Consider the following 12801-nt stretch of genomic DNA (forward strand, 5'->3'; position numbering starts at 1 on the left):
TCTATAAAAAGGGCCTGCTCCTTATCGGAAGCAGGCCCTTTTGTTTATTGAAGTTGCAACTTAGCAGAACCGATCAATCACCCGGACTTCGTTCTTGTTCTGCATCGAGTCCCACGCCTGTTTCAGCGTTTGCAGAACATTACCGATGAAGTCCTTGTCGGCCGCGGCTTTCTTGCCGACATAGCCGTGGCCGCGGCGGTACATCTTCAGGCGGGCCAGCAGGTTCTGGTTGTTCCGGTCGAACTCTTCTTCACCAGCATGGGGCGACAGGCAGTCGATATGGACCTGACCCGACTTGCTGATCCACAGAATATGGCTGTCGTGGCTGTCTTTTTGCGCAGCGAACATACGAGCCAGTTCTTCGATAGTAGGTTGATTGTTCAGATTCATGATATTGCCCCTTGACCAGTCTGGTGATCTTTCAAAGTTGATTCGCTAATACAGGTAGCCCATCGGTTAGTTGATCCCTGGCACCGAAACCAGGACGTCAGCGGTCGCCCGTGTGAAGTACGGGGTCATGCGTCTGTTGCATGTAGTCGTGTTGAATAACTGCTACGCAATAGCGTCACAACGAGGAGAAGCAGCGAAAACCGGGAGGCTCCTTGACGACGTTTTCAGGGTCGACCACAAGCGTCTTGAGAATTTTCGCCAGCGCTTCTCGTCCTTGTACTGGACGTTCAGGCCAGGTCAGCTTCTTCAATCTGCCTTGTGGGCAGCGTGTATCCGGAAAAAACAGCTCGGCGGTCAGACGAGCTTGCTCAAGCGTGTTGCCAGTGCTCCCGATCGGGGAGACGTCTGCATCATGCAAAAGCCAAACGACGCCGTCAACGGTTTTGTAGTGATTATTTTTGCTCACTACATATTGTCGGACAAAGTCATTCTGGAATGAGAAAAGGGCCGATCAGGCAGCGTGGGAAGGGCTGCGCAGGCAGTAGAAGGTGCAGGGGTAACCGTCCACGGTTTTCTGCTGGCGAGTGAAGTCGCCGCCGCTCACCTCAGGGATCACCCTGGCCCAGAACCGCTGCGCAGGCAGGTTGGCGTCGACATGGAAAATCTGCCATTGACCGGGCAAGTGGCTCAAGAGGGCAGAGGCGACAAACTGCGCGACGCCTTGGCCACGCCAGCGTCGGCTGACGAAGAAATAGCCGATGTTGTAGTCGGCGCCTTCAATGAGGATGTGGTCATCGACGGTCACGAACCCCGCCAGTTCGCCGTCGACATGGATCAGGAACGGCCGGGTTGCCGGTTGGCGCCAGTAATCGTCTTTCAACTGGATCGGGAAGAAACCATGCCCGCCCAGCTTCAGCGGCAGCCATTCGCTGAAGTCGTAGGTGTAGAACTGCATCAGGTTTTCGATGGTGTCCAGTTCGTCGCGCCGGGCGACGCGCAGTTCGATGACAGACATGCCGCTGCCTCCTGACAATCACTGCAGAAACAGTAGCGCGCAGCGGGCTATTTGGCAGCCGGTTTCGCCGCGCGTTTGCTGGTTCCGGCGGTTTTGCGCCGGGTGGTCTTGCGCTTGTTCTTCCACGGCGCGGCAGCCTTGCCGGCAGGCGGCGGTCCGCTGATGGTCAGGCTCAGGCCGGCACAACGGGTCACTTGCTTGCTCATCCACGCGGCCTGTTTGGTGACGAACTCTTCCAGGCTCATCTCGCCGCTCTGCACCATGTCCAGCGCCTGTTCCCAGATCGCCGTGGTGCCGGGGTCGGCAATCGCCCTGGGTACCGCGTCGATCAGGCTGAACGCGGCGGGTGTGGCGGACAATGCCTTGCCGTTCTTCACCAGATAACCGCGATCCAGCAGGCCCTGGATGATCGAGGCGCGGGTGGCTTCGGTGCCGATGCCGGTGGTGTCCTTGAGTTTCTGCTTGAGCAGCGGGTCTTCCACCAGTTTGGCGACGTTCTTCATCGCCTTGATCAGATCGCCTTCGGTGTAGGGCTTGGGCGGCTGCGTCCACAGATCCTTGAGCTTTACGTCAGCGATAGCACATTCGGCGCCCTGGCTCAGCGTCGGAAGGGTTTGTGGAGCAGGGGCTTCACGGCCCTTGGCCGGGGCCAGTGCTTCCGGCAGTGCGCGTTTCCAGCCCGGTTCGATGATCTGCTTGCCGACAGCGCGCAAGGCTTCACCGGCGCAATCGAAATCGGCCTGGGTGCGATCGTATTCGTGGTTGGGCAGAAACTGCGCCAGATACCGTGCACGGATCAAGGTATAGACCGCCCGGTGCTTACCGCTCAAGCGTTCGAGACTCTTCGCGGCGGCGGTGGGGATGATGCCGTGGTGGGCGCTGACCTTGGCGTCGTTCCAGGCGCGGGAGCGGCGCTGCGGCTCCAGATGATCGCGCAACGCTTCGAGGCCCGGATCGGCCTGACGCAACGCCGCGAGAATCCCCGGCGCCTCGCTGTGCTGGCTCAGGGGCAGGTAGCCGCAATCGCTGCGCGGGTAGGTGATGACTTTGTAGGTTTCGTAGAGGGCCTGGGCGATGTCGAGGGTTTCCTGGGCGCCGAGGCCGAGTTTCTTCGAGCAGACTTCCTGCAAGGTGCCGAGGTCGAAGGGCAGAGGCGCCACTTCGCGCATGCGCTCGGTACGCAGCTTGACCACCCGGGCGCTGGCAGCGCTGCTGATCGCCGCAGCCGCTTGCTGGGCGAGCGCCTGATTGAGGCAACGATCCTGATCGTCACAGGCATCGTTCGGTGCACGCCATTGCGCGGTGAACGCCGTGCCGTCATGCAGCAGTTGCACATCGATGGCCCAGTACGCGACGGGTATGAAATCGGCAATGCTGCGGTCGCGATCCACCACAAGCCGCAGGGTCGGCGTCTGCACCCGGCCCACCGGCAGCACGCCCTGATAGCCCGACTGCCGGCCGAGCAGGGTGAACAGGCGACTCATGTTCATCCCGATCAACCAGTCCGCCCGGGAGCGCCCCAGTGCCGAGTGATACAGGCTGAAGGTTTCAGCGCCCGGCTTCAGAGCCGCCAACGCCTTGCGAATCGACGCCTCATCCAGCGCCGACAGCCACAAGCGGCGGATCGGCCCGCGATAGCGGCAATGTTCCACCAGTTCCCGGGCGATCATCTCGCCCTCACGGTCGGCGTCGGTTGCGATGATCAGTTCACTGGTCTCGCCGAGCAGTCGCTTGACCGCTTTGTACTGGCTGGCGGTGCGCGGCTTGACGGTCATTTTCCATTTGTCCGGGATGATCGGCAGATCCGCCAGCACCCAGCGCTTGTAGCGTGCGTCGTAGGCGTCCGGCGGGGCGGTTTCCAGCAGGTGGCCGATGCACCAGGTCACCGTGACGTCCGTTCCCAGCCAGCAGCCGTCGCCGCGACGCTTTGCGCCGAGCACGGCCGCAATATCCTTGGCCTGGGAAGGTTTTTCACAGAGGTACAGCCGCATAACCAGCGTCGTCGATCATTGCCCGAAGAGGCGCACAGAATGGCCTGAGTCGGGCGTCGGGGCAACTTTTATCTGTATGGATATACAGATAAAAGGATTGCCGGTCATGACAACCAGCGTCGGGGCAATCGGGGACGCTATCGAGAAATTGAATGGCGCTCATGACCGGCACTGTGTCAGGTTCGAATCGCCTCAACAGGGCGAGTGACAGGACGATCTCGCCAGAAGATCGCCGTTTTACTGTCTGACACTGACTCTTCAGCAACAAGGACGTACACCATGTCTCAACCTTCCTCCCAGGCCAGCAGCGCCTTCACTGCGGTCGACACCTTCAGCCACCTGTATGACCGTGGCACCGGAACCGTAAACGGCAAACCGTCGTTCACCGCCGACCAGGCCGCCGACGAAATCCTGCGCAAGGGCATGTCGTGGCAGGACAAGAATGCCGACGGCAAGATTGATCTGACTTATACCTTCCTGACCGACAAACCGTCGAACTACAACCCGAAACTCGGCAACTTCAGCGAGTTCAGCGCCCAGCAGAAAGCCCAGGCCGTGCTGTCGATGCAATCGTGGTCGGACGTGGCCAAAGTCACCTTCACCGAAGGCAAGGGCGGCGACGGTCACATGACCTTCGGCAACTACGACGTCAGCACCGGCGGCGCGGCGTTCGCCTACCTGCCGCAGGGCAGCAGCTATGACGGCCAGTCGTGGTATCTGATCAACGATCAATACCAGGTCAACAAGACCCCGGACACCAACAACTACGGGCGTCAGACCCTGACCCACGAAATCGGCCATACCCTCGGCCTGTCGCACCCGGGCGCCTACAACGCCGGCAACGGCAACCCGACCTACAACGACGCCAAATACGCCGAAGACACCCGTGGCTACAGCCTGATGAGCTACTGGAGCGAAGCCAACACCGACCAGAACTTCAGCAAGGACGGCAGCGGCGCCTACGCTTCGGCTCCATTGCTGGACGATATCGTCGCCGTGCAGAAACTCTACGGTGCCAACCTCGAAACCCGCGCCGATGACACCGTGTACGGCTTCAACTCCAACGCCGACCGCGACTACTACAGCGCTACTTCGAACACCTCCAAAGTGGTGTTCTCGGTGTGGGACGGTGGCGGCAACGACACCCTGGACTTCTCCGGCTTCAGCCAGAACCAGAAGATCAACGTCAACGAAGGTTCGTTCTCCGACGTCGGCGGCCTGGTGGGCAACGTGTCCATCGCTTATGGCGTGACCGTGGAAAACGCCATCGGCGGTTCGGGCAATGACCTGTTGATCGGCAACAGTGCGGCCAACGAACTGATCGGCGGTGCCGGCAACGACATCATCTACGGCGGTGGCGGCGGTGACACGCTGTGGGGCGGTGAAGGCGCGGACACCTTCGTGTTCGGCGCAGCCAGCGACTCGACCATGACCGCACCGGACTGGATCATGGATTTCACCAGCGGCCTGGACAAGATTGACCTGTCGGGCATCGCCGGGTTTGCCACCGGCGCGGCCACGTTGAACTTCGTCAGCGGCTTCACCGGGCACGCGGGCGACGCGATCCTCACTTACTTCGCAGAGACCAACCAGACCAGCCTGATGATCGACCTGACCGGTCAGGGTGCTGTTGATTTCGCAGTGGGAATGGTGGGGCAGGCCGTGGCGACCGATATCGTCGCGTGATCTGATAACGAAAAACCTGAAACCGGAAAACCGCAGCCTTCGCCGGCTGCGGTTTTTTTATGGGTGGAAAACCGTTCGGCTGCGAACCCGACGTGATCCGGTCGCATGGGTTATACCTGAAGCGCTCTCTTCGCCGCAGTCAGGAGAAACCGATGAAAACCTCCGGTCCCAGCCCCGTCATCACCATCGCCGAGCAGCCAGGTTGCGTGTTGGTGAAGTTCCACGGCATCCAGGTCGCCGCCTCGGCCCGCGCACTTGTGCTGCTCGAAGCCAATTACCCGCCGGTCTACTACATCCCCCGCGAAGACATCGACGAAAAGTACTTCGCCCGCACCGACCACACGAGCTATTGCCCGTACAAGGGCGACGCCAATTATTTCAGTCTGCAAGTGCCCGGGCATGAGGGGGCGAATGCGGTGTGGACGTACGAACATCCGAAGATTTCGGTCAGCCAGATCAAGGATTACGTTGCGTTCTATCCCGATCAGGTGAAGTTTGAATTGCTGGACGCGGAGGTCTGACAGGCCGGTTGTGGCGAGGGTGTGAAACCCCCGCCACAGGCTTCAGGATCAGTTCTTGTCGAGATCGATATTCTTGGTCTCACGCAAGCAAATCATCCCCACCACCAGGCTCACCCCGGTAATCAGCACCGGGTACCACAGCCCATAGAAAATATCCCCGGTGTACACCACCAGCGCAAACGACACGGTCGGCAGGAAACCGCCGAACCAGCCGTTGCCGATGTGGTACGGCAGGGACATCGAGGTGTAGCGGATGCGGGTCGGGAACAGTTCGACCATCAGCGCCGCGAGCGGGCCGTAGCACATGGCGGAGATGATGATCAGCGCGACGATCAGGGCCACGATCATCGGCTTGTTGATCTGCTGCATGTCAGCCTGTTGCGGGTAGCCGGCGAGGGTGATTGCGCCGCGCAGGGCAGCTTCGTCGAAACCGTCGAGTTTCACATCGCCGACGCTCACTTGCACCGCGCTGCCGGCAGGCGCTGCGACGCTGGAGTAGGGCAGGCCCTGCTTGACCAGGAAGGTCTTGACCTTGTCGCACGGGCTGTCGAATTTGGCCTTGCCCACCGGATCGAACTGGAAGGTGCAGGTGGCCGGGTCGGCCACTACGGTAATCGGCGCCTGTTGGCTGGCATGGTCAATGGCCGGGTTGGCGTAGTGGGCCAGGGATTTGAAGATCGGGAAGTACAGCGCCGTGGCCAGCAGCAGGCCGAGCATCAGCACCGGTTTGCGCCCGACCTTGTCCGACAGCCAGCCGAAAATGATGAAGAACGGTGCGCCGATCACCACGCTGATGATCAGCAGACTGTTGGCCACCGCCGGGTCCATTTTCAGGAACTGGGTGAGGAAGAACAGCACGTAGAATTGCGCGGCGTAGAAGGTCACCGCTTGCCCGGCGTTGATGCTGAACAGGGCGATCAGCACGACTTTGAGGTTTTCCCATTTGCCGAAGGATTCGCGGATCGGCGCCTTGCTGGCCTTGCCTTCCTCTTTCATCTTCAAATAGGCCGGGGATTCGTGCAGGCTCAGGCGAATCCAGGTGGAAATGCCCAGCAGCACGATCGACAGCAGGAACGGAATGCGCCAGCCCCAGACTTCGAACTGGTCACCAGTGAAGTAGCGGCAACCGAGAACGACCAGCAGCGACAGCAGCAAGCCGAGGGTCGCAGTGGACTGAATCCAGCTGGTGTGGAAACCCCGTTTGCCGATCGGCGCGTGCTCCGCCACGTATGTCGCGGCGCCACCGTACTCGCCGCCGAGGGCCAGGCCCTGAAGCATGCGCAGCACCACCAGAATGATCGGCGCGGCGATGCCGATACTGGCGTAGGTCGGCAGCAGGCCCACCGCGAACGTCGCCACGCCCATCAGGATAATGGTCGCGAGAAAGGTGTATTTGCGTCCGATCATGTCCCCCAACCGACCGAACACCAGCGCCCCGAACGGCCGCACGATGAAGCCTGCGGCAAATGCCATCAGCGCGAAGATGAACGCCGTGGTGTCGTTGACCCCGGCGAAGAACTGCTTGCTGATCACCGCCGCCAGGGCGCCGTAGAGAAAGAAGTCATACCACTCGAACACCGTCCCCAGGGACGAGGCGAAGATGACCTTTCGGGTATCGGGGCTGGCGTCCGTGCTGCGCACGGCGTCCAGCGGCTGAGCGTGTTCTGACATATCGGTATCCCTCACAGTGATTGTTTTTGTTGTTTCCACTGGTGTTGCGTGTCCGGGTGATGCGCGATGTCTACAGGGTGTGGGCCATTTCCGTTTTCGGTGTGATGTTCCTTGTCTCCGGGTTGAGAATCAGCTGTGCCGCTTTTTCAGCAATCATCAGCGTAGGCGAACAGGTGTTGCCGGAGGTAATGCGCGGCATGATCGATGCATCGGCAATCCGCAGACCGGGCACGCCATACACCCGCAACTGCGCATCGACCACGGCATCAGCGTCATTGCCCATGCAGCAAGTGCCGACCGGGTGGAAAATCGTCGTGCCGATCTTCGCCGCCGCTTCGTGCAATTGTTCTTCGGTTTGCAGGCTGGCGCCGGGCAGGTATTCCACCGGGTTGAAGGCTTGCAGGGCCGGGGCGCTGACGATGCGCCGGGTCAGGCGGATCGCGTCGGCGGCCACGCGCAGGTCTTCGGGATGGCTCAGATAATTGGGTTGAATCAACGGAGCTTCTTGCGGATCGGCGGAACGGATCTCGACCCGGCCCCGGCTCTGCGGACGTAAATCACACACCGACGCGGTGAACGCGGGGAAGCTGTGCAACGGCTCGCCAAAACGTTCCAGCGACAACGGCTGCACGTGGTATTCGAGATTGGCCGAAGTCTGCTCCGGCCCCGAGCGGGCAAATGCGCCCAGTTGACTCGGCGCCATCGACAACGGCCCGCTGCGGTCATACAGATAGCGCAGGCCCATGCCCATCTTGCCCCACACGCTGCCGGCAATCTGGTTGAGGGTGCGAGCGTTTTCCAGTTTGTAGATCAGCCGCAGTTGCAGGTGATCCTGCAGGTTGCCGCCAACCCCCGGCAGTTCATGCACGACGCCGATGCCGAGTTTTTCCAGCAGAGGACGCGGCCCGATCCCGGAGCGTTGCAGAATGCTTGGCGAGCCCACGGAGCCGGCGCACAACACGATCTCCTTGCGCGCCTTGAAGCTCTTTTGTTGGCCCTGCCAACGGGCGCTGACCATCGAGGCGCGACCGTCCTCGAACAGCACGCGATCAACCTCGACGTCGGTCAACACCGTGAAATTGGCCCGATCGCGAATCGGTTTGAGGAACGCCTTCGCCGCATTCCAGCGCACCCCGGCCTTCTGGTTCACCTGGAAGTAACCGCAACCCTCGTTGTCGCCCTGGTTGAAGTCATCGATGCTGGCGATGCCGCTCTGCTCGGCAGCGCTGCGGAACGCATCGAGAATCGGCCACGACAGGCGCTGGCGTTCGACCCGCCATTCACCCTTGTCGCCATGAAAATCCGCCGCGCCGGCAAAGTGGTTTTCGCTCTGTTTGAACAGCGGCAGCACGTCGTTCCAGGCCCAGCCCGGATTGCCCTCGGCGGCCCAGCGGTCGTAGTCGTTGGCCTGGCCGCGCATGTAGATCATGCCGTTGATCGACGAACAGCCGCCCAGCACCTTGCCGCGCGGATAACTCAGCGCGCGGCCATTGAGGCCCGGTTGTTCTTCGGTCTTGAAGCACCAGTCGGTGCGCGGGTTGCCGATGCAGAACAGGTAACCCACGGGGATGTGAATCCACGGATAGTTGTCGCGCCCGCCGGCCTCCAGCAACAGCACGCGCCGCTGCGGATCCGCCGACAGCCGATTGGCCAGCAAACACCCGGCCGGCCCGGCGCCGACCACGATGTAATCGAATTCATCGAGGGAAGTCTGCATTCCCTGACCTCGCTTATTGTTTTTGTTGTCAGTCATCCTAGTTGTTAGCTTTCGTCAAAAGAATGTTAGTTTTTGCGCAGCCGCTGTGCGTTTTCAAACAGCGCTTCCTGACGATAGCCGACAAGGACAAGCCATGTTCGACTGGAACGACCTGCGGTTCTTTCTCGAATTGCAACGCAGCGGCCGACTGCTGACCGCCGCCCGCCGCCTGAACACCACGCACGCCACGGTCGCCCGGCATATCGAAGCCATCGAAAAAAGCCTCGGCACCGCGCTGTTCGTCCAGCACGCCCAAGGCTATGAAATGACCCCGGCGGGGGAGGCACTGCTCAAACACGCCGAGGCCATGGAAAACGTCGCGCTGCTGGCCCAGGAAGAAATCACCCAGTCCACCGCGCCCCTGGGCAAGATCCGCGTCGGCGTGACGGAGGGGCTGGGCATCATGTTTCTCGCCAGCCGCATGATCGGGCTGTTCGAGCGCTACCCGGGGCTGGAAGTGGAACTGGTGGCGGTACCGCGCTTCGTCAGCATCCTCAACCGCGAGGCGGAAATCAGCATTCACCTGGAACGGCCGGCGGCGGACATGCTGGTCACCCGCAAACTCACCGATTACCGGCTCGCCCTCTATGCCAGCCGTGCTTATCTCGACAATGCACCGCCGCTGCGCACCCGCGAAGATCTTGGCCGGCATGCGTGGATCGGCTATGTCGATGATCTGCTGTTCAGCCAGGAGTTGATGTTCCTCAACAGCTTCTGCCGCAATCCGCGCGTGGTGTTTCACAGCACCAGCGTGATCGCCCAGCAGCAGGCAGCGCGTTCGGGGCTGGGGATTGCGGTGCTGCCTTGTTATATGGCGGCGTCGGATCCGGACCTGGTGGCACTGTTGCCGGATGAGAGCATCGAACGCAGTTACTGGATCAGCACGCGGCGCGAGTTGCACAAGTCGGTGCGGTTGCGGGTGGTTTGGGATTACGTGGTGGAGTTGTGCGAAAGCGAGCGGGAAATGTTGATGGGGCAGTAACGGGCGGCTGTTCCATGCAACTAAAATCCCCCGCAAAAGGTCATTCGATTTGCAGAGGTTGAGTCATCTCGCAGAACCTCGACAACGAAGACACTTCCCGTGGCCACTCAGCTCGATCGCCGCAATAACCTGTCCCTCGACAGCCTGAATTTCTTCCTCGCCGACGTACGCGACGGGCTCGGTCCATATCTCGCGATTTACCTGCTGGCGGTTCACCACTGGGAGCCAGCGAGTATTGGTCTGGTCATGACGATTGCCGGGATCGCCGCGCTCATGACGCAAACCCCGGCGGGTGCGCTGGTCGACAGTACACGTTTCAAACGGGCGCTGATCGCGATTGCCGCGCTGGTGGTCACCGGAAGTTGTCTGCTGCTGCCGTTCGTGACCTCATTCAGCCTCGTGGCCCTGACGCAAGCCATCAGCGCCGCTGCCGCTTCGATCTTCGCCCCGGCCATCTGCGCGATCACCCTCGGGATCACCGGGCCTCGTGCCTTCACGCGAAGGACCGGACGCAACGAAACCTTCAACCACGCCGGCAATGCCTGTGCCGCACTGCTAGCCGGTTTGTCCGCGTATCTGTTCGGCCCGGTCGCGGTGTTTTATTTGATGGCGGTCATGGCGCTGGCCAGTGTGATTGCTGTCTCGTTCGTATCGGCCGACGCCATTGATCACGATCTCGCCCGAGGTCTTTCACCCAGCGAAGCGGGGCAGGGCAAGCAGCCTTCGGGGCTTTCCGTGTTACTGACCAACCGGCCGCTGCTGATGTTCGCGATTTGCTGTGCGCTGTTTCATCTGGCGAACGCGGCGATGCTGCCGCTGGTGAGTCAGAAACTGGCGCAGGCCAATCTGCAGATGGCCACGCCGCTCACGTCCGCCTGTATCGTCGCGGCGCAAATGGTGATGGTGCCAGTCGCATTGCTGGTCGGGGCCAAGGCCGATGTGTGGGGGCGCAAGCCGTTGCTGCTGGCCGGATTCCTGATCCTGCCATTGCGCGGTGTGTTGTATGTGCTGTCCAACGATCCGTGGTGGCTGGTTTCGGTGCAACTGCTCGATGGCATCGGCGCGGGGATTTTCGGGGCGCTGTTTCCGGTGGTGGTGAAAGACCTGACGCTGGGGACCGGGCACTTCAACGTCAGCCTCGGGGCGATTTCGACGGTGTTCGGTCTGGGGGCGGCATTGAGTAACAGCCTGGCGGGGATTGTGGTTCAGGAGGCGGGCTACAGCGCTGCGTTTCTGACGTTGGCAGCGGTGGCGATGGCAGCGCTGGCGCTGCTTTGGGTGGCGGTGCCGGAGACGGTGTCGCGGGGTGCGTTGGAATACGGGCACATTGGGTGAGCCGCCTCCTGCAACGCTTGTGTATCGGCTTGCTTGAGCTCCGGCAAATAGAAGATCGATATCCGGGCCAAACCGCCCGGGATCTGGCCTGGTCCGATCCCGCGCGCTGGTGATGGCCTGACTGTTCAAGCCGTGACCGGAATCGGGCTGATCGCTTGTTGCTTCCAGGCTTTCGGTGACATGCCTTCAGCTTTGGCGAATGTACGGCTGAAGTGAGCTTGATCGCAAAAGCCGCATTCCAGTGCGATCTCTGTGAGCAGCATCGTGGAGTCCTTCATTAACTCTCTGCTTTTCATGACCCGCTGTTCACGCAGCCATTGCTGCGGGGACATCCGGGTGCTTTCCTTGAACAGGCGGGAGAAGTGACTGCGCGACAAAGCGCAGGCTTCGGCCAGTTCAGTCACGGTAATGCCGGTATCCAGCCTGTCGAGCATCAGTTGTTGGGCAGTCCTGATCTGCCAGGGTTTGAGCTGTCCTGTCGAAGTCAGGGTGAGCGTCGCCAGCACGGTAGATTTATCCATGTTCATACACATCCGGAAATTCAGGTAACAGGATGCGCGCGGCTGACTCGACTCAGTCGACAGCGCACCCTTTGCAAGTCTGGACAGCCCCTGGGGCAGGGGCCGGCGATGGCTCAGACAGACGCGGCGACTGGTGCCAGGGAGGGGCCATGCTGAACGCGTTCAGGCGCTTTGTGCACCATGGTGTAGGCGTAGTCGACGCCCATGCCGTAGGCACCGGAATGTTCCCTGACCAGTTCCATCACCGCGTCGTAGGTGGCGCGGTTCTTCCAGTCCCGTTGCCATTCCAGCAGCACCTGCTGCCAGGTCACCGGTACGACGCCGGCCTGGATCATGCGCTGCATGGCGTAATCGTGGGCCTCTTTGGTGGTGCCGCCGGAGGCGTCTGCGACCATATAGATTTCATAGCCGGCATCGTTCATTGCCGACAGGGCGAAGGTGGCATTGCACACCTCGGTCCACAGACCGGAGACGATGATCTTGTTGCGACCATTTTTCTTGAGTGCGTCGCGCACCTTCTGATCGTCCCAGGAGTTCATGGAGGTGCGTTCCAGCAGCGGGGTGTCCGGAAACACGGCGAGTAGTTCGGGATAGGTGTGACCCGAGAAGCTTTCTGTCTCAACCGTGGTGAGGGTGGTGGGGACATTGAAAATCTTCGCTGCCTTGGCCAGGGCAACGGTGTTGTTCTTGAGCGTTTGCCGGTCGATGCTCTGCACGCCGAAGGCCATCTGTGGCTGATGGTCGATGAAGATCAGTTGGCTGTTCAGTGGAGTCAGGACTTCAGTTTTAGGATTGTTCATTCTTGTTTCCTTTCAGCTCGATGTTGTTCAGTCGCACAAGTACATTCCTCAGCGTCATTGCTGAGGGCGAGCAAAAGATAACGAAACAAAATGTTTAATGGTGGCGCACGTTTGCACTCCTGAGGGCTCATTT

General features: G+C 60.7%; 12 protein-coding genes. 5 read left to right on the forward strand and 7 right to left on the reverse strand.

The genetic code is table 11. The annotated features are described in order from the left end of the window. Window positions 1–60 precede the first annotated feature (60 nt). The gene (locus tag M5B44_RS24940) at window positions 61–390 is read right to left on the reverse strand and encodes a hypothetical protein (RefSeq protein WP_047293552.1); all 330 of its coding nucleotides are present in this window, start codon (window positions 388–390) and stop codon (window positions 61–63) included. Window positions 391–517: 127 nt separating this feature from the next. On the opposite strand from M5B44_RS24940, the gene M5B44_RS24945 reads away from it, so the two are divergent. Next, window positions 518–889 carry a hypothetical protein gene (locus M5B44_RS24945; protein WP_085654241.1) on the forward strand — a complete coding sequence of 124 codons (372 nt, stop codon included), beginning with the start codon at window positions 518–520 and terminating at the stop codon, window positions 887–889. A gap of 12 nt (window positions 890–901) precedes the next feature. Here M5B44_RS24945 and M5B44_RS24950 read toward each other — a convergent pair whose 3' ends face one another. Further along, window positions 902–1405, reverse strand: a complete 504-nt coding sequence (locus M5B44_RS24950) for a GNAT family N-acetyltransferase (RefSeq protein WP_085711451.1) — start codon at window positions 1403–1405, stop codon at window positions 902–904. Window positions 1406–1452: 47 nt separating this feature from the next. Then, window positions 1453–3396, reverse strand: a complete 1944-nt coding sequence (locus tag M5B44_RS24955) for a DNA topoisomerase III (RefSeq protein WP_248740853.1) — start codon at window positions 3394–3396, stop codon at window positions 1453–1455. A 279-nt stretch (window positions 3397–3675) separates the two neighbouring features. Here M5B44_RS24955 and M5B44_RS24960 point away from each other — a divergent pair, with 279 nt between their 5' ends. Continuing rightward, the gene (locus tag M5B44_RS24960) at window positions 3676–5082 is read left to right on the forward strand and encodes a serralysin family metalloprotease (protein WP_248740854.1); all 1407 of its coding nucleotides are present in this window, start codon (window positions 3676–3678) and stop codon (window positions 5080–5082) included. Between the two features lie 152 nt (window positions 5083–5234). Continuing rightward, a complete protein-coding gene (locus tag M5B44_RS24965) occupies window positions 5235–5603 on the forward strand; it encodes a DUF427 domain-containing protein (RefSeq protein ID WP_248740855.1) in 369 nt (122 codons plus the stop codon). A 48-nt stretch (window positions 5604–5651) separates the two neighbouring features. On the opposite strand, the gene M5B44_RS24970 is transcribed toward M5B44_RS24965, so the two are convergent. Beyond that, window positions 5652–7274, reverse strand: a complete 1623-nt coding sequence (locus M5B44_RS24970; RefSeq protein WP_114883765.1) for an MFS transporter — start codon at window positions 7272–7274, stop codon at window positions 5652–5654. A 70-nt stretch (window positions 7275–7344) separates the two neighbouring features. Further along, on the reverse strand, window positions 7345–8991 hold the full coding sequence (locus tag M5B44_RS24975; protein WP_248740856.1) for a GMC family oxidoreductase: 1647 nt from the start codon (window positions 8989–8991) through the stop codon (window positions 7345–7347). A gap of 133 nt (window positions 8992–9124) precedes the next feature. Here M5B44_RS24975 and M5B44_RS24980 point away from each other — a divergent pair, with 133 nt between their 5' ends. After that, the gene (locus M5B44_RS24980; protein ID WP_248740857.1) at window positions 9125–10012 is read left to right on the forward strand and encodes a LysR family transcriptional regulator; all 888 of its coding nucleotides are present in this window, start codon (window positions 9125–9127) and stop codon (window positions 10010–10012) included. A gap of 99 nt (window positions 10013–10111) precedes the next feature. Beyond that, a complete protein-coding gene (locus M5B44_RS24985; RefSeq protein WP_248740858.1) occupies window positions 10112–11347 on the forward strand; it encodes an MFS transporter in 1236 nt (411 codons plus the stop codon). A gap of 125 nt (window positions 11348–11472) precedes the next feature. On the opposite strand, the gene M5B44_RS24990 is transcribed toward M5B44_RS24985, so the two are convergent. Together M5B44_RS24990 and M5B44_RS24995 are read right to left on the reverse strand one after the other, a co-directional pair. After that, window positions 11473–11874, reverse strand: a complete 402-nt coding sequence (locus M5B44_RS24990; protein WP_085711438.1) for a helix-turn-helix domain-containing protein — start codon at window positions 11872–11874, stop codon at window positions 11473–11475. Window positions 11875–11981: 107 nt separating this feature from the next. After that, a complete protein-coding gene (locus M5B44_RS24995; protein WP_248740859.1) occupies window positions 11982–12668 on the reverse strand; it encodes a hydrolase in 687 nt (228 codons plus the stop codon). Window positions 12669–12801 lie beyond the last annotated feature (133 nt).

Source organism: Pseudomonas sp. MWU12-2029, assembly GCF_023242425.1.
Taxonomy (GTDB): domain Bacteria; phylum Pseudomonadota; class Gammaproteobacteria; order Pseudomonadales; family Pseudomonadaceae; genus Aquipseudomonas; species Aquipseudomonas kribbensis.

Bases quoted from the DNA above. Each gene is read 5' to 3' on its own strand.
- M5B44_RS24940 (WP_047293552.1), bottom strand. From the start codon at position 390: ATGAATCTGAACAATCAACCTACTATCGAAGAACTGGCTCGTATGTTC.
- M5B44_RS24945 (WP_085654241.1), top strand. From the start codon at position 518: ATGCGTCTGTTGCATGTAGTCGTGTTGAATAACTGCTACGCAATAGCG.
- M5B44_RS24950 (WP_085711451.1), bottom strand. From the start codon at position 1,405: ATGTCTGTCATCGAACTGCGCGTCGCCCGGCGCGACGAACTGGACACC.
- M5B44_RS24955 (WP_248740853.1), bottom strand. From the start codon at position 3,396: ATGCGGCTGTACCTCTGTGAAAAACCTTCCCAGGCCAAGGATATTGCG.
- M5B44_RS24960 (WP_248740854.1), top strand. From the start codon at position 3,676: ATGTCTCAACCTTCCTCCCAGGCCAGCAGCGCCTTCACTGCGGTCGAC.
- M5B44_RS24965 (WP_248740855.1), top strand. From the start codon at position 5,235: ATGAAAACCTCCGGTCCCAGCCCCGTCATCACCATCGCCGAGCAGCCA.
- M5B44_RS24970 (WP_114883765.1), bottom strand. From the start codon at position 7,274: ATGTCAGAACACGCTCAGCCGCTGGACGCCGTGCGCAGCACGGACGCC.
- M5B44_RS24975 (WP_248740856.1), bottom strand. From the start codon at position 8,991: ATGCAGACTTCCCTCGATGAATTCGATTACATCGTGGTCGGCGCCGGG.
- M5B44_RS24980 (WP_248740857.1), top strand. From the start codon at position 9,125: ATGTTCGACTGGAACGACCTGCGGTTCTTTCTCGAATTGCAACGCAGC.
- M5B44_RS24990 (WP_085711438.1), bottom strand. From the start codon at position 11,874: ATGAACATGGATAAATCTACCGTGCTGGCGACGCTCACCCTGACTTCG.
- M5B44_RS24995 (WP_248740859.1), bottom strand. From the start codon at position 12,668: ATGAACAATCCTAAAACTGAAGTCCTGACTCCACTGAACAGCCAACTG.